The organism is Pseudomonas sp. LTJR-52 (assembly GCF_003691465.1).
Taxonomy (GTDB): domain Bacteria; phylum Pseudomonadota; class Gammaproteobacteria; order Pseudomonadales; family Pseudomonadaceae; genus Chryseomonas; species Chryseomonas luteola.
Window position 1 is genome coordinate 3,219,895 of record NZ_CP033105.1, and the last position, 19,403, is coordinate 3,239,297.

A 19,403-nucleotide genomic window follows, 5' to 3' on the forward strand; every position below is an offset into this window, starting at 1 on the left:
TCATGTTCGGAAAATTAAGTCTCGCAGACATTCCTTATCATGAACCGATCATCGTAGGTGCGGTCGGTGCCATGATTCTGGGTGTGATAGCCGTATTTATCGGCCTCACCTATTTCAAGAAATGGGGTTACCTGTGGTCCGAATGGATCACGACAGTTGACCACAAGAAAATCGGGGTGATGTACATCCTGGTGGCGCTCATCATGCTGCTCCGCGGCTTCTCCGACGCCATTATGATGCGTGCACAGCAGGCTATCGCAGCCGGCGGTGCAGAAGGCTATCTGCCTCCACATCACTACGACCAGATCTTTACCGCACACGGCACGATCATGATCTTCTTCGTGGCCATGCCGATGGTGACTGGCCTGATGAACCTTGTCGTGCCGCTACAAATCGGTGCGCGGGACGTTGCCTTCCCCTTCCTGAACTCCTTCAGCTTCTGGGTGTTCGCGGTAGGTGCGATCCTCATCAACCTGTCTCTAGCCATAGGTGAATTCGCAGCAACCGGCTGGGTAGCCTATCCACCACTATCGGGTATTCAATATAGCCCGGGCGTAGGGGTAGATTACTACATCTGGGCATTGCAGCTTTCGGGCCTGGGTACGTTGTTAACAGGTGTGAACTTTGTGGTAACCATTTTAAAAATGCGTACCACTGGCATGACTCTAATGAGAATGCCGATCTTCACCTGGAACGCCCTGTGCACCAGTATTCTGATCGTTGCAGCCTTCCCGATTCTGACCGCCACATTGGCTATGCTCTCGCTTGACCGTTATCTGGGCATGCACTTCTTCACCAATGAGCTTGGTGGCAACCCCATGATGTACGTCAACCTGATTTGGGCGTGGGGTCACCCGGAAGTATATATCCTCATTCTGCCCGCCTTTGGCGTGTTCTCTGAGGTAGCGTCTACATTCAGTGGCAAGCGCATGTTCGGCTACGTGTCCATGGTATGGGCAACGCTGGCCATTACTGTACTGTCCTTCATTGTATGGCTGCACCACTTCTTTACCATGGGCTCCGGCGCTAACGTCAATGCGTTCTTCGGTATCGCTACGACAATTATTGCCATCCCAACCGGTGTGAAGATCTTTACCTGGCTCTTCACCATGTATAAAGGCCGTATCCGCTTCACTACTCCCATGTTGTGGACGATTGGCTTTATTGTCACTTTCAGTATCGGTGGTATGACCGGCGTTCTGCTGGCTGTTCCAGGTGCCGACTTCGTTCTGCACAACAGCCTGTTCCTGATCGCTCACTTCCACAACGTGATCATTGGTGGCGCTGTATTCGGTTACTTTGCAGGTGTTGCCTACTGGTTCCCGAAAGCCTTCGGTTTCACGCTTAATGAAAGACTGGGTAAATACGCCTTCTGGTGCTGGTTGGTGGGCTTCTATGTAGCTTTCATGCCGCTGTATGTACTGGGCTTCATGGGTATGACTCGTCGTCTGAACCACTATGACAACCCGGACTGGCATCCTTGGCTAATCGTGGCAGCTATTGGTACAGCTATCATCCTGTGCGGCGTCCTATGCCAGTTGCTTCAGTACTATGTCAGCATCCGTGACCGTAAACTGAACCAGGATGTAACCGGTGATCCATGGGGTGGCCGTACACTGGAATGGTCTACTTCTTCTCCGCCACCTTTCTATAACTTCGCAGAACAGCCGGTTGTTGATGATATCGACGCGTACTGGGGAGCTAAGGAAAAAGGTCTGGCTGAGCGTAAAGCTGCTGACTACAAAGACATTCACATGCCGCGCAACACAGGCGTTGGATTCATCATGGGTATGTTCAGCTTAGCCCTCGGCTTTGCTCTTATCTGGCACATCTGGTGGCTAGCTGCTGTTGGATTCGTCGGCATGATCGCTACCTTTATCGTTCGCAGCTTCGACGATGACATCGACTACTACGTACCTGCCGCTGAAGTGGCACGTATCGAGAATGAACATCTCCAGAAACTAGCAGCGAGTCAGGCTTAAACTTATGTCTAGTCAAGTTCTTCACAACCAAGTTGCCCATGCTGAGGAGCATGGGCACCACGATGCCGGATCCATGACTGTATTCGGTTTCTGGCTGTACCTGATGACGGACTGCATTCTGTTTGCGACTATCTTCGCATCCTATGCTGTCCTGAGCGGTAGCTTTGCCGGCGGTCCTACCGGTAAAGAAATTTTTGAACTGCCTTATGTTCTGGTAGAAACCTTCCTGCTGCTGTTCAGTAGTATCACGTATGGCTTTGCCATGATCGCTGCACACAAGGAGCAAAAGAGCAAGGCGCTGGGCTGGCTGGCTGTTACCTTCCTGCTCGGCCTTGGCTTCATCGTGATGGAAATCAACGAATTCCATCATCTGATTGCTGAAGGCTTTGGCCCTCAGCGTAGCGCGTTTCTATCTGCGTTCTTTACCCTGGTCGGTACTCACGGTCTGCACGTCACATCCGGTCTGATCTGGATGGCAATCCTGATGATTCAGGTTAGCCAGAAAGGTCTGACTGCGACCAACCAGACCCGCCTGATGTGCCTGAGCCTCTTCTGGCACTTCCTGGACATCGTCTGGATCTGCGTGTTTACCGTTGTATATCTGATGGGGGTTATGTAATGGCTCACGAACACGGACATATCGTCCATGCGGGCTCTAGCCACGGCACTGTGAAGTCTTACATTATCGGCTTCGTTCTGTCTGTCATCCTGACCGTGATCCCATTCGGCATTGTCATGAACCCTGTGTTGTCACAGTCGGCTACGCTGATCGTGATCTGGGTGATGGCACTTGTGCAGATCTTTGTACACTTAGTGTTCTTCCTGCACATGAACACGTCCTCCGAGCAGCGTTGGAATGTGATCGCTTTTGCTTTCACTATTCTGATTACTGTTATCGTGGTCGCGGGCTCGCTGTGGATCATTCACGGCATGCATAGCAACATGCTGGCCCACTAAGAGTCGCTTCGATGATCAAGAAATACCTACTTATAACGAAGCCAGGCATTATCTTCGGCAACCTGATCTCGGTTGCCGGAGGTTTTTTCCTTGCTTCGAAAGGAAGCATCGACTTAGCACTTTTCTTAGCTACCGCAGTAGGGGTGTCTCTGGTCATCGCTTCCGGCTGCGTCTTCAATAACTATATTGACCGTGACATTGATAAGGTCATGGAACGGACGAAAAATCGTGTCCTCGTCCAAGGACTTATCTCTCCAAGTGTCACATTGTCCTATGCCACGCTCTTGGGCATTGCAGGTATCGCGCTTCTTTACTTCAAAGTAAATGCGCTATCCGCAGCCTTTGGGCTCATGGGATTCGTTGTGTATGTGGGTCTATACAGCCTGTGCCTGAAGCGTAAATCTGTGTATGGCACCTTAGTGGGTAGCCTGTCGGGTGCGGCACCTCCTGTAATCGGCTATTGCGCCGTTAGCAATGAGTTCGATATGGGTGCCGCTATCCTTCTGCTGATTTTCTGCCTCTGGCAAATGCCGCACTCCTACGCCATTGCAATCTTCAGACTGAACGACTATCGGGCAGCTTCAATTCCGGTATTGCCAGTCATGAAGGGTATCCCTGTAACCAAGCGCCATATTACGGTCTATATCCTGGCCTTTCTGGCCGCTACGCTAGCGCTCACGATTGGGGGCTACGCCGGTTATAAGTACTTGGTGGTTGCAGCAGCCATGGGCGTTTATTGGTTGCGCATGGCTCTAATGGGCTACAAGACCAACGATGACAATGCCTGGGCAAGAAAATTGTTCGTCTTCTCCATCGTTACGATCACTGCGCTGAGCGTGATGATGTCGGTAGACTTCAATGTTCCTGCCTCTGAAGTACTGGTAGCGATGGCTCGCTAACAGTGCCTCACCTCAGGGCCTGGACCACTCGTTCAGGTCCTGAGTCCCCTCCCCTACTACCGCCTCTTCAGCCTACGCTTTTTCCTTCAGACTTATTTCCGGTTAACGCTGTAAGGCCATCGAAAGGTCTGCGCCCTCCACCATTCAGGCAATAACCGTCTGACCTTGGACTGAGCAAAACGGTCATCAATCAGGTACAGCACACCACGATCAGAGGTTGTCCTTATGACCCGACCTGCTGCCTGAATGACCTTATGCATACCTGGATAAAAGTAAGCATAGTCATAACCGGTACCAAATTGTCGGTCGAGCTTCGTCCTGATTTGTTCATTGGCAGGATTGATCTGAGGAAGGCCAAGTGTTGCGATAAAAGCTCCTATCAGCCGCTGCCCTGGCAAATCGACACCCTCGCCAAAACTCCCCCCTAGTACTACGAAACCAACACCGCTGCTGGTGTTTGTAAACCGTTGCAGAAACTGGACCCTGTCTGCCTCATTCATCCGCCGTGCCTGGAGCCAAAGCGGAATGTCCGGGAAAAGATTGGAAAATAACGATGCAGTCTTTTCGAGATAGTCGAAGCTACTAAAGAAAGCTAGATAATTTCCTGGCTCCTGTCTGTACTGCCAAGCCATTAACTCAGCAATGGGCCGCAGGGATTGCTCTCGGTGTTGATAACGCGTCGAAATGTTGTCTACGAGGCGAACCGATAATTGTTCCGCCGCAAACGGGGACTTTACGTTAACCCAAGGTGTACCCGCTGCAAGCCCAAGCGTATCCCGCAAGAAGTGAGGCGGACTTAAGGTCGCGGAAAAAAGAATAGCGGCATGGGTTGCGTTGAAGCGCGGGCCGATAAAAGGTGCCGGGACCACATTCCGTATGGTTACAACGGACTGTTGCACGGCTGGCTTACGTGCCAGCTCATTTTTTTTCAGTAATTCGAACAGTGAGTGCTCACCAAAACTTTCAGCCATCCGAACGAATTGAATTGCATCAAAATAGAAACGCTGAAGCGTGGCATCCAGTGGAGCCAGCGTCTCGTTAAGCAGGTCGTTTATAGCTGAAATCGCTTTTTGCAGCGCGGATAACAACTTCGCGGGAATTTCGTCGTATGCCTGATAGGTTGAAGGTTGTTCCTTGATTAAGGTATTCCAGCAACGATTGATCCGATCCAGTGGCTGCTTCAGCACTGGATGTCTCTCTTTGCGAAGTGACGCTACCACAGCATGATCCAGAGAGGCGGTATACATCCCCCGCGCACGCTCCAATAGATTATGAGCTTCATCAACGAGGATTCCGATCCGCCATTGGCTCTGCTCCTTTAAGGCAAAAAGCATAGCGCTGCTGTCAAAGTAGTAGTTGTAATCCCCTACGATGACATCGCACCAGCGCGCCATCTCCTGACTCAGGTAGTAAGGACAAACCTGCCATCCAAGCGCTATGGTACGTAGCGAGTCATAATCCAGTACCTTTTCCCTCAAGGCGGCTTGCCGGGCTTGGGGCAAACGGTCATAGAACCCCTTGGCCAGAGGGCAGGATTCCCCATGGCATGCTTTATCCGTGTGTTCACATGCCTTGTCGCGTGCCCTCAGTTCCAGAATACGCAGCGAAAGCTTTGGTGCGGCCTGAGTGATAGCGCCCATCGCATTGAAAGCCAACTGCCGACCAGAATTCTTTGCGGTAAGAAAAAAGACCTTGTCCAGATTTTGCCGTGGCATAGCCTTGAGCAATGGAAACAAGGTGCCAATGGTTTTGCCTATCCCCGTGGGCGCCTGGATCATGAGGCTACAGCCTACATGGGCCGCTTTATAGACAGCCTCGGCAAGATCACGCTGCCCCGTACGAAAGGAGGCATGTGGAAAGGGTAACGCCTCCAGGTAACGCTGGCGGTGCTCACGATGAGTCAGTTCCTGCTCAGCCCAGTCCAGAAACAGGCTGCACTGCCGTTCGAAGTACTCTTTAAGCACTCCAGATGTAAACTGCTCAAGCAGAGTAGTTTCCTTCTGACTGCCTACGTCAAAATACACCAACGCCAGCTCGAGCTCATGAAGCGACAATTTTTGGCAGAACAGCCATCCATATATTTTCGCTTGTGCCCAATGCAGGTGACGATGATTGGGCGGCATGTGAGTCAGGTCGCCCCGGTAAGTTTTTATTTCCTCGAGCCGGTTCAGCTCCGGGTCGTATCCATCGGCCCGCCCTTTGATGCGAAGATGCCTGTACTCACCCTCCAGCGCTACCTCCCGCTGGTAAGACTGCTTTCGACGCGCGGTAACGATGCCATGTCCTTGAATGCCCTCAAGGGCTGTCGGTGATGGCGTGAAACGCAGATCAAGGTCTCCCTGCTTAGCAACAAACTCACACAGAGCCCTTACAGCAACGCTGTACTGCACGCAACAGACTCCTTCCATTGCACATAACACACACATACCGGCATTTCATGAGCCATACAGTAATCCAACCAGCGAACCTGATTATCTTGGAGACGATCGCCCGGTCCCTTCACCTCGATCATGCGGTACCGTCGCTCGTGGGGCCAGAACTGGATCAAGTCTGGAAATCCTGTCCGGTTGACCTTTACATCTTGAAGTATTCGCTCGAACCACACGCGTAAATGCTGGGGAGGCAAGCACTGCAATGCTAGCTCCAATACTTCTGCCGTTACGGCTCCCCATGCAATAAAAGGGGCCTGGATACCCTGCTTTTCCAGGAAGTTGCGTTTGATGGTTTCCTTATAACAACCATTTTCGAGCTGAGACAGGCATGCTTCAAATTGCTGTGCACGCCTGGTTGCGAATTGCGGCATATGAATGTCGGCAGGAGCGCGATGAAAAGGATGAAAGAAGGCTCCAGGCAACGGAACAAAAATTGCGTCCCAGCATAAAAGACCAAGTAGCGCATTGATCAGGATATTTTCAACATAAAAGACCGGCGCATCAGGTCCCGACAGATACTCTTGAACACATAACTCAACAGGACGACAAGCATCCAGACGATGTAACGTCAGGTTGATACGCTCAACGCAGCGTTCGATGCGCTTGGGCAACTTGGGCATACTCAACTTACGCCGCAGTCGGGGTAACATGCGGGCCAATAGCTGGGCTTCACTGTCACTTTCTGGAGCTCGCTCTGCCTGGCAGGCCAGTTCGAAAGCGGCTTTATACTGCTCGGTTTTTTCTAGTACACGGATAGCGCGAATTCTTGCGCCAGGATGCCGGCAACTTTGATAAAGCTCCAGGGCGGCAGTAAAGTTGCCCTGCTGTTCACAGCAGTAGGCAACCTCATAAGTCAGTTTACCTCTGCGTGCCTCCAGCCAATCATTATCTAACGGTAATCTGGGGAGCACATCTAGAATGTCGTCCAATGCAGTTCCGTCACGAAAGCGCTCACGACAGTCATACAGTGCTACGTAATCATCGATGTCTTTGCGGACACGGAAGCCCCGTGATGAATCAGAAAATTCCACCTTTTCATAACGGAAAATTCCGAGATCCGATAAGACGAACTCGCTCCAGTCCTGATGTAAATTACCGAAAAACATAAGCCTTAATCGGTCACATATGTTTGTGACGGTAATTTCATAGACGCGGTCATCTAGCGAGCTGCACCATTCCGTCAGCAGCCTCGGATCATTAAAGTCAGCCTTGAGCGCTTCAAGCTGCTCTGACTTCTTTAAAGATGAGCGAGATAACTGCTCAGGAAAGACCTGAGCCAATTCTGCCTTTTTCAGCAAACCGAACAGTTGCTCTAGAGAAAGTACCGGCCTATCCGATACCCAGCCCAGCTCAACCAGTGGCAACACTGCTTGATGGGGGCAGCCAATCTCCTGGTAGCACAGCTTGCTGCCTCGGAACAGCGCCCCTTTGCGCATGACCATTCTAACCAACAGGGCCTGCGAGGCTTTAGGAAGCGAAGGAAAAACCTGGAGAAACACCCTCTCCGTCTCATTCAGAAGATCACTGTAACGCTCGCCGGTCCAGGCCAGTACCGTGTGGAAATTATTCAGGTAATAAAACGGATCTTCCAGAATTCGAGTAGCGTGCATGGAGGGTCACAGTACCGCTACGGACCTTAACAAAAGAAGCCCGTTTTTGCGTAGTTGAATGAAGAAGGTCTTTCGAACACAGGGTGGATGTATATACAGATAACAGCGAGGCGACTACCAATCAACCGTGTCTGGATGAATGGACGCAACAGATACCTAAAAACTGAACTCTAATGTTCAGCGGTTATATCTCAAGCTTTTCAGGTAGCGAATTATCACCTACACCTTTAGTGATACGACTTGCGCTGTAACTCTGCCATTCTGGAAACGCTTGGCAATATATCCATAGCCAAAATAGTTGACGGTAAAGCAAACCAACGCTGTTTTGCGCGGTCAGAAAGTAAATCGGTTCGGAGATCAGTCATGTTTGGTAAGCGCACTGAAGATAGTAATTCAGCCACTCACTTTCGCAGCGAGCGCATTAGCTGGGTTAATGGCAATTATTTCTTCACAACGCGAGAAGGTACGCTCGAAGGGCCTTTTTTTACCCGTGAAGAGGCCGAGCACCAGATCGGACGGTATATCTCCAGAATGACCCAGGCCGCTGAAATTCAAAAGCGAGCTGGCTAATTCCTCTAAAATCTCGCGTTCGGATCGGCTAGACTTGCGCTTTGCTTGGCCCAAATAAGCAGTGCAGTCGATGTCAGATACCTTTCACGCCGAGTTGGACTGGGACGATCAGGGTCAACCGATCTCCCGCTCCTTTGGCGATGTCTATTTTTCCAAGGCGAGTGGCCTTGAAGAAACCCGTTACGTTTTTCTGGCTCAAAATGAGCTCCCACGTCGTTTCGCCGCGCTTCATGCAGGTGAGGCCTTCACGATTGGTGAGACAGGGTTTGGAACGGGACTCAATTTTCTTTGTGTCTGGCAGCTCTTTACACAGACAGCACCCGCTGAGGCCCGGCTGCACTTCGTTAGTGTTGAAAAATTCCCGCTGAGTGCTTCGGACCTGAAAAAAGCTCTGGCCCTTTGGCCTGAATTAGTGGATTACGCCGACGCGCTGTTGGCTCAATATATTGCCGTACATGCTGGCTTTCAGCGTTTCTCCCTAGATGATGGCCGAGTTACGCTAACGCTTTTGGTAGGGGATGTACTCAATTGTCTGCCGGAGCTGGATGCTCGGTGCAATGCCTGGTTTCTTGACGGATTTGCTCCAGCCAAGAATCCGGACATGTGGACAAGCGCTCTGTTTGGGCAACTAGCCCGGCTGTCGGCTGATGATGCAACACTCGCTACGTTTACCTGTGCCGGATTTGTTCGCCGCGGCCTGATAGAGGCCGGCTTTGCAATGAAGAAAGTGCAAGGCTTTGGACATAAGCGGGAAATGCTCAAAGGCAGTCTTGTGTCGCCGGTACCTAGCTCTGTCAAGCCATGGTTTGAGCGGCCGCTGCTCCATATCGGCCCTAGAACAGCCATAGTAATAGGTGCAGGGCTGGCAGGCGCTTCGACAGCGGCCAGTCTCGCAATGCGCGGTTGGCAGGTAACGGTTCTGGAGCGCCATGCAACTTCTGCAGCAGAGGCGTCTGGCAATCTGCAAGGCGTTCTATACCTTAAACTCTCCCCTCACTTCACACCGCTTACCCGCTTAGCCTTAAGCGGTTTTGGCTATACCCGTCGTCTGCTGGAGGGTCTGGACAAAACATTGAACTGGGATGGGTGCGGTACGATACAACTGGCTACTGACCCTGCCGAGGACAAACGTCAGCAGCAACTAGCAGAACGGTTGCCATCAGCTTTACTGCGCCGAGTCAGTGCTGATGAAGCCTCAAAACTTTCTGGGGTTGAGCTTTCCCAAGGGGGAGTTCACTTTCCGGAGTCGGGCTGGGTTCATCCACCTGCGCTCTGTCGATTTTTACTGCAGCATCCCAATATCACGCTAATGACCCATCAGGAGGCTATTCGGCTCGGGCGTCACCACGCCCAATGGAAGGTGTACGGCAACGAAGCACTTTTAGCTCAAGCGTCTGTTGTTGTGGTGGCCAGCGCGACCGAGACGGCAACACTGATAGAGAACGCCCAACTACCACTCAAACGTATTCGTGGACAGATAACTCATTTGCCAGCGACACGCGCAAGCCAGGCGCTGCAATGCGTAGTTTGCGGTGAAGGGTACATTGCTCCTCCACGGAATCATCTCCATACACTGGGAGCCAGCTTCGACTTCAAGCGTGACGATCTTGAGCTGTGCACTGAAGAACATAAAGGTAATCTTGCATTACTTAATGCCCTCTCACCCGTGCTGGCCAAGGCACTTGGCGCCGAACAACTGGATCCAGCAATACTGGAAGGACGGGCTGCGTTTCGCTGTACGACCCCTGACTATCTTCCAGTCGTGGGCCCGATAGCTGATGCTGCCGCCTTTGCGCATACTTATTCCATTCTCGGCAAAGATGCTCGGCAAGTACCAGAGAGTCCGGTACCTTGGCTGAATAACCTGTTTGTCAATGCAGGCCACGGTTCTCGCGGCCTGATCACCGCGCCACTTTCCGGCGAGCTGTTGGCGGCTTGGTTGAACAATGAGCCACTGCCATTACCTCGTGCCGTAGCAGAGGCCTGTCACCCTAACCGGTTTCCTCTGAGAGCCGTTATCAGGGGCCAAACCTGACGACATACTCATACCATCGCTAACCGCTGCTTTCGCCGGGGCGGAGGAAACGCCGCGTCAAGTAATGCCAGATCGTGCTCCGACAGTTGAAGCGTCGCAGATTTGGCATTTTGCTCGATATGATCAAGCCCGACGGCCTTGGGTATGGCGATCACCCCAGGCTGTCGAAGCACCCAAGCCAACGCTACCTGAGCCGGTGTAACCTCAAGTCGCTCCGCGACGGCCAGAAGAGCTGGATGCTGGAGCATGCCGCCACCCTGCCCTACCGGACAATAAGCCATAAGAGGCATTTGCTGCCGTTGGCACCAAGGCAGGAGGTCAAACTCAATGCCTCGCTCCTCCAGGTTATACAGAACCTGATTCGCGGCACAGCGATCGTCCGCAAGGTCAAGCATATCGTCCACGTCAAAATTCGACACGCCCCAATGCAGAATCTTGCCTTGTCCTCGCAGCGTCTCGAATGCCTCTACCGTTTCGCTCAGCGGTGTTCTTCCCCGCCAATGCAGAAGATAGAAGTCGATACGATCTGTACGCAGACGACTGAGGCTGCGATCGCATGCCTGCAAAACACCCTCGCGATTCGCATTGTGGGGATAGATTTTGCTGACCAGAAAAATACTGTCACGCTGACCTTGAATGGCTTCGCCAACGACATGTTCAGCACCTCCTTCGGCATACATTTCAGCCGTGTCGATCAAGGTCATACCCAGCTCGATCCCACGGCGTAGAGCGTGTATTTCTCTTTCACGTGCTGATGCCTGCTCACCCATATGCCAAGTACCCTGGCCAAGCGCAGGGACAGTTGTGCCGTCAGGTAAACGAACCGTTTTCATGACGTGTACCCTTCGGTGGCATACCCGTTACCCGATGTTTTGGCAGGCTCATCCTTCCACGGATTAAAACTGCCAAAGCTCCAGAGATGCCCTTCACGGTCCCGGCAAGTAAAGGAACGGCCTCCATAAGGCGCCTCACGGATATCAATGATCACATCGGCACCCGATGCCTTGGCACGCTCGCATAAGACATCAGGTTCATCGGTTACCAGATACACTCCTTGAGTCACCCCTCTAGCCTGTTCCGGTTGGACCATATAGGCATCCACATCGTTATGCAGCACGGACGTTACGATGAGCATTCCCTGTCCATAAACAAGCTGTGCATATTCGATACTGCCGTCTTCATTCGAGATCAGGCTTTTTACCTCGAACCCAAACGTCAGGCGTAACCAGTCAATGGCAGCGGGAGCGTCGTGGTAGCGAAGGTAGGGAATGGCAAAGCCATGTGCCGCCGAAGGGGTAGAAGTCATGAACGATCCTCCTGAAGTCTATTGAACTTAGACGCCGTGTTTGTCTTGCGTTCTGTCAAAAGGTCGGAATGACCATACGTCGCCTGCCTGTCGGCACTCGATTGAGACGGATCTCACTGATAAAGTGGCGCCCCCGCCAAACCTGGAACTGGCAATTACTTGATGCGCCTCAAGGACTTCTACATGTACCGCTCTCTTTCCAAACTCCTGGTATGCACGCTCACCATGCTTTCTCCTGTAATAAGCATGGCAGCCGACCCTATCGTTATCCGTTTCTCGCATGTTGCCGCGCCAGATACGCCTAAAGGCCAGGGTGCGCTACTGTTTCAGAAGAAGGTAGAGGAACAGCTGGGAGGGACCGTCAAGGTAGAGGTATACCCCAACTCATCCTTGTATGGCGATAAGGAAGAAATTCAGGCGCTTCAAGATGGCAAGGTAGAAATGCTGGCAGTGGCATTGGCCAAACTGGGTACTTATTCACCCAAACTGAAGCTGTTTGACCTACCCTTCCTGTTTGACAGCCAGGCCGCACTGGACCGGTTCCAAAGCAAGCCAACCGGACAACAGCTGCTCCTGTCCATGGAAAAGCAGAACATCGCAGGGCTGGCTTACTGGCATAACGGAATGAAGCAGCTTTCCGCTCAGAAGCCGCTGCGTGAGCCGGAAGATATGCGAGGCCTAAAGGTTCGCATTCAGGATTCGGACGTCCTTGAGTCTCAATTCCAGTCGTTGGGTGCTACGCCCGTCAAGCTGTCGTTCAGCAAGGTAAACCAGGCACTTGCTGACGGGACCATCAACGCAGCAGAAAACCCTTGGACCAACCTTTATAGCAAGCATCTTTACGAGCAGCAGCGCTATATCACCGAGAGCAACCATGGCTCTCTGGATTACATGCTTATTACCAACGCCAGCTTCTGGCGCCAGATTCCTTTTAATGTTCGCATCAAGCTGGAAACTATTCTTGGCGAAGTGACCTATGAGGTGAATCGACAGGCAGACGCACTCAATCAGAAAGACAAGGCCAAGATCGTGAGTGCTGGTAACAATGAAGTCATCACGTTAACCAATGATCAGCGTCAGCGCTGGAGAGCAGCCATGCTACCTGTATGGCAGCACTTCGAGAAACAGATCGGGCAGGACTTGATCAAGGCCGCCCTGTACACCAACGAGACGCCTTGACCTGATAAATACTGCTTCCTCAGGACCGTGGGGAAGCAGTTACCCTGTCCCATCGCTGTAACGGCTTCTCTCCAGACTGCTGACAGCCGATATCTCGAAACGGCCCTGCCAGTCGTTCCCATCCATCGCCGGGTGATGTCCTCTGACATACCACCTGCCCGTTGAACTTGCTACGCCATTTGAAGAAAGGTGCAGGCGCTGCGGCTACGCTTAGGCTCGCAATCAGCAACAAGCCTATTGTCCAGCGGCTATGTCGAAAGAGCCATGGCATGATTATCCTCCGAACACTATTGGATAAATACTTGACCGATAACCATCGGCTGAGCAAATGACGTACCAGGTTTGACGCTACAAAGCAGCGATAAAAAAGCCGGAGCAATTGCTCCGGCTTTTTTAGGGGCGGCCATGCCCTTGTTCAAATCCTGGCCCTGGCCCACCGGGACCTCCATGGTGACCTCCATGAGGCCCCCACCATCCACAGCAGCCGCTCAGCAGCAAACTGACCGCTAAAGTAGTCGCTAGCAAAGCACGATGACGCATGGTTTACCTCGCAGGTCGATCAGCTTATTTAAAAGCTCCTCCTCAAAGGAGCCTGTAAAGCCAACACTACCCGGCACATCGTTCTTTCTCGAACGACTTTACCCCCAGCTCACCATTCTTTACGCTTAGCTGACATTCCTCTCAGCTATTGCGGTATTCCTGCTCCGCGACCTCGAAGCGCTGCTTCATTGATGCGCTCGGAGCGCTACCCAGTCGGCTGAATACAACAATAGCTAGGCTCGCAAGAATAAAGCCAGGCACAATTTCATACAGGCCAAGCCATCCCAGCTGCTTCCAGACCACCACAGTCACAGCACCAACGATCATACCGGCCAATGCACCGTTACGTGTCATCCCCTTCCATAGGAGCGAGAAGAGGACAACCGGACCAAAGGCTGCACCAAAACCTGCCCAGGCGTAGGAGACCAGTCCCAATACGCGGTTTTCAGGATTGGAAGCGATTGCGATCGCAATGACTGCAATCAGAAGAACCATGAGACGTCCTACCCACACCAACTCTTTCTGGGATGCGTGCTTGCGAAGGAAAGCCTTATAGAAATCTTCAGTCAGCGCACTTGAGCAGACCAGAAGCTGGCAGCTTAGTGTACTCATGACAGCTGCCAGAATGGCTGACAGCAGAACACCGGCCACCCATGGATTGAACAGCAGCTTCGCCAGCTCGATGAAAACCCGCTCAGGGTTTTCTGTCACTGCGCCAGCCTGCTCAGGATGCGCGGCAAAATAAGCAATTCCAAAGAAGCCTACACCCACCGCACCCGCCAGGCACAGAATCATCCAGGTCATACCGATTCGACGTGCTGAGCGCATTGACTTGACCGAATCTGCAGCCATGAAGCGTGCCAGGATATGAGGCTGGCCAAAATAACCCAGTCCCCAGGCCAGTAATGAAATAACGCCAACGAAGGTAGCCCCTTTAAAAAGGTCGAAATGGGCGGGGTTTACGCTTTCGATGGCAGCAAATGCTGGCTCAAGACCACCTGTGGCATTGAGTATCATGACTGGCGCCAGAATCAAGGCGAAGATCATGAGCGTAGCTTGCACAGTATCCGTCCAGCTTACTGCCAGAAAGCCGCCTACAAAGGTATAGAGAATGGTTGCCAGTGCACCCGCCCACAAGGCTGTTCCATACGAAAGGCCAAAGGTGCTTTCAAACAGACGAGCCCCAGCCACAATACCGGAAGCACAGTAGATGGTGAAAAAAACCAGGATGATGATTGCCGAGAATATACGCAGGACACGACTGTGATCCTCAAAGCGATGCGTAAAATAGTCTGGCAGTGTCAGAGCATTATTGTTGTGCTCGGTATGGACACGTAGCCGACCTGCAACCAGAAGCCAATTCAGCCAGGCACCTGCTATCAGGCCAATGGCAATCCAGCTTTCAGAAATACCGGCGAGAAAAATAGCGCCTGGCAGCCCCATCAACAGCCAGCCGCTCATGTCCGAAGCACCGGCGGACAACGCTGTCACCACACTACCGAGGCTTCTTCCCCCCAAGATGTAATCGTCGAAGTTTTTTGTAGATCGCCATGCCAGAAAGCCGATCAGGACCATGGCAGCGATATAGATCAGGAAAGTGATCAACGTTGGAGTATTGACGCTCATTATTCCCTCATTATTTGTTGTTGTGGGATCAATTACTCATCGCTCCCACGTTGGCAGAGGGCGACGCACGTGCCGTCACCGTTGGGCAACCCATCAGGTATGCACCAGACAGAGTTCCATTCTGTCTTCTGGAACTACCAGTTTCCTGGCGTGTTTGGATCAAATTAGGTATTACCTTGGGCTACCAGACGACAAAAGCGTCATCAGACGAAGTGCAACCGTAGCCGGATGAACATTCTACGGAATTGGCAAACAAGTTGGGATAGCCACTGACAATCAAAAACGCTTCCTGAAACAAGGTCTTAACCTTCTATGTCAGCAGGATTGATTGAGCGACGAAAGAGACAGGTGCAACCGATTGGTTGCGCCTCACACGCTTATCATTGATGAATAATGTCTTTGCGTATAGGCGCAAGACGCGCAAACAATCTGTTTTGCGTCGGAACAAGGTGGCCAGCAGACGCCCATCATCCGCCCAAGCGGGTCGGAAGCTCATGACAAGAAGTATCGCGACCGCGGCGATCCATGAGCGCGTCACAGTGCTAGCGCCTCAACAGGTGTCTGAACACCGCGGTCACTCATCCAATGCTTAAACGCCTGCGCCGGCAGCGGACGACTGATCAGGTAACCCTGCACCATGTCGCAGCCCCATAGCGTCAACAACTCCAGCGCCTGAGCATATTCCACACCTTCGGCAACAACCTTCATATCAAGGTTATGTCCCATGTCGATAGTGGAGCGAACAATCACAGCGTCTTCGCTGTTATCACTCAGGTCGCGAATAAACGACTGATCGATCTTCAACTCGCTTACCGGCAGGCGTTTCAAATGAGCCAATGAAGCATAGCCGGTACCATAGTCATCTACGGACAGACTGATACCCTGATCCCGGAGACGTTGCAGAATGCTTACTGCTCGCTCAGGATCCTGCATGATGGCACTTTCCGTTACCTCCAGAACAAGCTGGTCTGCTCGTACAGTCGAACCTTTAAGTAGTCGCTCCAAACGATTGGGGAGATCGCCATCAACCAAGTCGGCAGCGGATATATTAAGAGACACTCGCGCAGTCAGGCTTTGCTCGTTCCACTCTTCCAACTGCCGAAACACTTCCTCGACTACCCAAATCGTCAATAGGGTGATGCTGCCGGTACGCTCAGCCAACGGGATAAATTCCCCCGGCGATACCATACCGAACTGAGTATGCTGCCAACGTAGAAGCGCCTCAGCCATGAAAGGCCCCCGTCCATTCAGACTCAGCTTGGGCTGATAATGCAAGAGCAGCTCACCCCTTGAGCCTGCATGCTGAAGATCTCTGATAAGACTGATCTGACGGTAATAAGCGTCGTCCCGACCATTCTCGTAAAGCTGCAGACGCCCGGCCTGACTGCCTGCGTCCCGCATTGCAATACTGGCCCGCAGGAGCAACTCATGGGCCTCATGACCATCCTGAGGGTAGCAAGCCACCCCCACGCGGCAGCTCATCTTGAATTCGTTCAGCCCTACAGCAATAGGCAAAGCAATTGCCTGCTGAATTTCTTCAGCGGCTGCCAGAGCAGTATCAGGCGTACCTGGATTGAGCAGCAGCAGGAACTCGTCGCCAACCAGACGAGAAACACAATCTCCATTTCCTACACGACGTTTAAGTCGATCTGCAATGGTTTGCAGAACCACATCTCCACCTGCAGTGCCACTGCTCTGATTGACCTCTCGAAAACGCTCAAGCCCCAGATACATGACCGCAACAGACTGTTCCCCCGCAATGGCGTGAGACAGTCGCTCCATGGCCAACGCCCGATTGGGAAGCCCTGTAAGCGCATCATGAAGTGCGTTATGGCTCAATTGCCGCTCTCGTTCGGCGATTCCGATCCGCATGGTGTCAAGTGTGCTGGCTAACCGGCCAAACTCATCACTTCGCGCCAGGGCAATTGGCGTGGTGTAATCGCCGTTACCGATCCGCTGGGTAGCAGCCGCCAATCGTCGAACAGGCTCAGCAACCCCTCTTGCAATAAGTAAAGCCAGACCCAGCGCCAGGACAAGCGTCAGTACGGCTATCCAGAACAACTGATGCATGAGAGGAGAAAACGCTTTCATGGCTTCGTCAAGCGGACGATGCAGAAAAGCGGATACCTTGAAGGTATCGGCATCAGTTAACGTCAGCCGCTCCGTCAGATAGTTACGACCATCCAATCTGAGCGGCAACGGTTTGCCTAGCCTGATTTCATTGGCCGGATGGCTTAGCAGCTCGTCAGCGGCTTGATCCGAAAGGGTACTGATCGGCTCACCTGGAACGCCCCCCTCTTGCGCAATAAAAGACACATCCAGGCCGCTTAGCGAGCGCAATTCGCTCGCCAGGCTCTGATCCATGGCAAAGCCCATTACTACGCGCGCAACCGGTAGAGGGGCAAGTACAGGAGCCTCGACCATCAGATGCGGAACACGTTGCAGGGAAACGATACGCATCGTTTGATCAGTTGCACCGTCTACCTGGACCTTGTTGCCCTCGTGAAATATCGACCCAACTGTATAGAGCGAAACGGTACTACTGATTACCCTTCCCGTTAGGTCAAGCAGCAACACCTCATCCGCCTTGATCCGAGCGCCATAATTAGCTAGCGCTGAAGTTATCGTTAGCCCATCTCCAGAAGCGACAGCTCCTTTGAAAGCAAAATCGGATGTCAAAACCTGTACCGTGTCATGCAGTTGCCGTCCGCGCATCTCCACAAGACGCTCGAATACCCGAGCGCCGGTATTGAGCTGTGAAAGCGACTCAGCCCGTACAGATGATTGGGTAGCAGCCTTTACGGCAAAATAAACCGTTCCGATGGTTAGCAACGCCAGGATGAACATGGCGCTAGCGATGCGCGCCTGAAAGCTATTTCGCAGCGTCATCGGCAGCGCTCCGAAAGGCTTGCTCCAACGCACTCGGCGCCGGCTCTGAGGGTCCATTACCAGGCGTTATCTCAATAGCGTATCGAGTTGTGCCCACCGCAGTGGCCGATACAATCAGATCCCCTCCATGAGTCAGCTGTCTGGCCTTTGCAAAGGGGTGCCATAAAGAGACATCGTATTTGCCGGGTGGCAAATCGAACGTTATTTCACCTTTTTCGTTACTGACAGCAAACCATGGGTCATCGGTAATAACGATATAACCCACCATCCAATCATGAATATTGCAGTCCAATACGACAACGCCTGGTCTGTCGAATGTTACTGGATCAGCTGGAATGCCGTGATAAAGAGGCAAGTCGAATCGCTTGGCAGGTGAAAAGGAATACACCTGATGACGAACATTATCACTATTAGGGAAACTGACCTGCGTTCCGGTATGAGCCGCCAGTACATGCGGCACATAACGACGTTCCCGTTGATCCATGACCGCAGGCTGGAGCACAGCAAGATTAGTGCCTCCGCTTAACGCAACAACCGCATCCGCTAACGGATTATCCTGTCCATCGATAACTGCGATATGCACTTGAGTGGCCCATACCGGAACAGAGAGTGCCATAAGCCCACCGGTTAGCCACCGCGCTATACGCATCATAGATGAAGACATGAGGTTATCCTTCGAACACGGCTTGGCAATTACCTACTCGTCCTTATCGGCACAGTGTCGGGATAGTTGAGGCGCTATGATGTTTGTAAAGGAATCTAGCGCTCTCTAGCCAAGGCGAAGCCCAATAGCCTTACGTATTCTGGCAGAAAACGCCGCATCTGGCCGCTACTCGCCTAAAGGGTATCTCCGTCTCGCGCAGCAGATGGAGCGTCTAACCCAGGCGAGCCTTCAACAGCTATCAATGCGGCGTCATGCCTGTAACGTCCTAAACTGGATATGGAAATAACTAGGGCTTGGCGGGACTTGCCAAGTTAATTCCGCCACCGTGATTCGGCGATCAAGGTGAGCACTGACATAGTACTCAATCGCCTCAAAATCCAACGCCCCGGCTAATGGAAATGATCACTTATCGATCTAAAGGGCATAAAGCGCCTGAAGCAGGCCCGTCAACAGAGCTTTGGACAGAGGCTGGTCATTGCCGTAACGAGAACAGTTCTTCACAGGCGTAATACAACATGTGTTGAAAACTGGGTCCGGCGCAGGATAACGCGCTAAAACACGCAACCTTTCCATGACATTAGAAACGTTTTCCGTCATGTCATCTTCATCAAGATAGACAATCAACGTCTGGTTATCGCCTAACCTTGTAAAAGCATAAACACGTTCGCCAAGAGCAGTGCAGGCTTGCAGGCGGCACGCTCTCTACCTCGCCCT

General features: G+C 52.3%; 15 protein-coding genes. 7 read left to right on the forward strand and 8 right to left on the reverse strand.

What is annotated here, in order from left to right; translation table 11 throughout:
* Positions 1-2: 2 nt before the first annotated feature.
* From cyoB to cyoE, 4 genes are read left to right on the forward strand one after another with little or no spacing between them, the layout of a single operon-like run.
* Positions 3-1,982: a cytochrome o ubiquinol oxidase subunit I gene (gene cyoB / locus EAW52_RS15075; protein ID WP_010797663.1), complete on the forward strand. Its 1,980-nt coding sequence runs from the start codon at positions 3-5 to the stop codon at positions 1,980-1,982.
* Between the two features lie 4 nt (positions 1,983-1,986).
* Positions 1,987-2,601: a cytochrome o ubiquinol oxidase subunit III gene (locus EAW52_RS15080; protein ID WP_010797662.1), complete on the forward strand. Its 615-nt coding sequence runs from the start codon at positions 1,987-1,989 to the stop codon at positions 2,599-2,601.
* Positions 2,601-2,939: a cytochrome o ubiquinol oxidase subunit IV gene (gene cyoD / locus EAW52_RS15085; protein ID WP_010797661.1), complete on the forward strand. Its 339-nt coding sequence runs from the start codon at positions 2,601-2,603 to the stop codon at positions 2,937-2,939. The genes EAW52_RS15080 and cyoD overlap by 1 nt, the downstream gene beginning before the upstream one ends.
* A gap of 11 nt (positions 2,940-2,950) precedes the next feature.
* The gene (gene cyoE, locus EAW52_RS15090) at positions 2,951-3,838 is read left to right on the forward strand and encodes a heme o synthase (protein ID WP_010797660.1); all 888 of its coding nucleotides are present in this window, start codon (positions 2,951-2,953) and stop codon (positions 3,836-3,838) included.
* Positions 3,839-3,930: 92 nt separating this feature from the next.
* On the opposite strand, the gene EAW52_RS15095 is transcribed toward cyoE, so the two are convergent.
* Both EAW52_RS15095 and EAW52_RS15100 read right to left on the reverse strand, forming a co-directional pair.
* On the reverse strand, positions 3,931-6,228 hold the full coding sequence (locus EAW52_RS15095; protein WP_122043096.1) for an ATP-dependent DNA helicase: 2,298 nt from the start codon (positions 6,226-6,228) through the stop codon (positions 3,931-3,933).
* A complete protein-coding gene (locus EAW52_RS15100) occupies positions 6,207-7,880 on the reverse strand; it encodes a VRR-NUC domain-containing protein (protein WP_122043097.1) in 1,674 nt (557 codons plus the stop codon). Before EAW52_RS15100 ends, EAW52_RS15095 begins: the two co-directional genes overlap by 22 nt.
* A gap of 363 nt (positions 7,881-8,243) precedes the next feature.
* Here EAW52_RS15100 and EAW52_RS15105 point away from each other — a divergent pair, with 363 nt between their 5' ends.
* Both EAW52_RS15105 and mnmC read left to right on the forward strand, forming a co-directional pair.
* Positions 8,244-8,450: a DUF6316 family protein gene (locus EAW52_RS15105; protein WP_122043098.1), complete on the forward strand. Its 207-nt coding sequence runs from the start codon at positions 8,244-8,246 to the stop codon at positions 8,448-8,450.
* A gap of 70 nt (positions 8,451-8,520) precedes the next feature.
* Positions 8,521-10,485 (forward strand): bifunctional tRNA (5-methylaminomethyl-2-thiouridine)(34)-methyltransferase MnmD/FAD-dependent 5-carboxymethylaminomethyl-2-thiouridine(34) oxidoreductase MnmC, encoded by a 1,965-nt coding sequence (gene mnmC / locus EAW52_RS15110; RefSeq protein ID WP_122043099.1) that lies wholly within the window; start codon positions 8,521-8,523, stop codon positions 10,483-10,485.
* 8 nt (positions 10,486-10,493) lie between these two features.
* On the opposite strand, the gene EAW52_RS15115 is transcribed toward mnmC, so the two are convergent.
* Both EAW52_RS15115 and EAW52_RS15120 read right to left on the reverse strand, forming a co-directional pair.
* Complete coding sequence (locus EAW52_RS15115; RefSeq protein WP_122043100.1) at positions 10,494-11,318, reverse strand: aldo/keto reductase; 825 nt, start codon at positions 11,316-11,318, stop codon at positions 10,494-10,496.
* Positions 11,315-11,791 carry a VOC family protein gene (locus EAW52_RS15120; RefSeq protein ID WP_019365874.1) on the reverse strand — a complete coding sequence of 159 codons (477 nt, stop codon included), beginning with the start codon at positions 11,789-11,791 and terminating at the stop codon, positions 11,315-11,317. The genes EAW52_RS15115 and EAW52_RS15120 overlap by 4 nt, the downstream gene beginning before the upstream one ends.
* 183 nt (positions 11,792-11,974) lie before the next feature.
* Between EAW52_RS15120 and EAW52_RS15125 the strand changes: the two genes are divergently transcribed.
* Positions 11,975-12,970, forward strand: coding sequence for a DctP family TRAP transporter solute-binding subunit (locus EAW52_RS15125; protein WP_122043101.1), 996 nt, complete (start codon positions 11,975-11,977; stop codon positions 12,968-12,970).
* A gap of 287 nt (positions 12,971-13,257) precedes the next feature.
* On the opposite strand, the gene EAW52_RS25975 is transcribed toward EAW52_RS15125, so the two are convergent.
* The 4 genes from EAW52_RS25975 to EAW52_RS15145 form a co-directional block, all read right to left on the reverse strand.
* Positions 13,258-13,431, reverse strand: coding sequence for a hypothetical protein (locus EAW52_RS25975; RefSeq protein ID WP_162997647.1), 174 nt, complete (start codon positions 13,429-13,431; stop codon positions 13,258-13,260).
* Between the two features lie 220 nt (positions 13,432-13,651).
* Complete coding sequence (gene putP, locus EAW52_RS15135; protein ID WP_010797651.1) at positions 13,652-15,136, reverse strand: sodium/proline symporter PutP; 1,485 nt, start codon at positions 15,134-15,136, stop codon at positions 13,652-13,654.
* A gap of 534 nt (positions 15,137-15,670) precedes the next feature.
* A complete protein-coding gene (locus EAW52_RS15140; protein WP_122043102.1) occupies positions 15,671-18,025 on the reverse strand; it encodes a bifunctional diguanylate cyclase/phosphodiesterase in 2,355 nt (784 codons plus the stop codon).
* Positions 18,009-18,689, reverse strand: coding sequence for a methylamine utilization protein (locus EAW52_RS15145; RefSeq protein ID WP_305955114.1), 681 nt, complete (start codon positions 18,687-18,689; stop codon positions 18,009-18,011). Before EAW52_RS15145 ends, EAW52_RS15140 begins: the two co-directional genes overlap by 17 nt.
* Positions 18,690-19,403 lie beyond the last annotated feature (714 nt).

Bases quoted from the DNA above. Each gene is read 5' to 3' on its own strand.
- mnmC (WP_122043099.1), top strand. From the start codon at position 8,521: ATGTCAGATACCTTTCACGCCGAGTTGGACTGGGACGATCAGGGTCAA.
- EAW52_RS15100 (WP_122043097.1), bottom strand. From the start codon at position 7,880: ATGCACGCTACTCGAATTCTGGAAGATCCGTTTTATTACCTGAATAAT.
- EAW52_RS15140 (WP_122043102.1), bottom strand. From the start codon at position 18,025: ATGACGCTGCGAAATAGCTTTCAGGCGCGCATCGCTAGCGCCATGTTC.
- EAW52_RS15120 (WP_019365874.1), bottom strand. From the start codon at position 11,791: ATGACTTCTACCCCTTCGGCGGCACATGGCTTTGCCATTCCCTACCTT.
- EAW52_RS25975 (WP_162997647.1), bottom strand. From the start codon at position 13,431: ATGGAGGTCACCATGGAGGTCCCGGTGGGCCAGGGCCAGGATTTGAAC.
- EAW52_RS15080 (WP_010797662.1), top strand. From the start codon at position 1,987: ATGTCTAGTCAAGTTCTTCACAACCAAGTTGCCCATGCTGAGGAGCAT.
- EAW52_RS15145 (WP_305955114.1), bottom strand. From the start codon at position 18,689: ATGTCTTCATCTATGATGCGTATAGCGCGGTGGCTAACCGGTGGGCTT.
- EAW52_RS15115 (WP_122043100.1), bottom strand. From the start codon at position 11,318: ATGAAAACGGTTCGTTTACCTGACGGCACAACTGTCCCTGCGCTTGGC.
- cyoD (WP_010797661.1), top strand. From the start codon at position 2,601: ATGGCTCACGAACACGGACATATCGTCCATGCGGGCTCTAGCCACGGC.
- EAW52_RS15105 (WP_122043098.1), top strand. From the start codon at position 8,244: ATGTTTGGTAAGCGCACTGAAGATAGTAATTCAGCCACTCACTTTCGC.
- cyoB (WP_010797663.1), top strand. From the start codon at position 3: ATGTTCGGAAAATTAAGTCTCGCAGACATTCCTTATCATGAACCGATC.
- EAW52_RS15125 (WP_122043101.1), top strand. From the start codon at position 11,975: ATGTACCGCTCTCTTTCCAAACTCCTGGTATGCACGCTCACCATGCTT.
- cyoE (WP_010797660.1), top strand. From the start codon at position 2,951: ATGATCAAGAAATACCTACTTATAACGAAGCCAGGCATTATCTTCGGC.
- putP (WP_010797651.1), bottom strand. From the start codon at position 15,136: ATGAGCGTCAATACTCCAACGTTGATCACTTTCCTGATCTATATCGCT.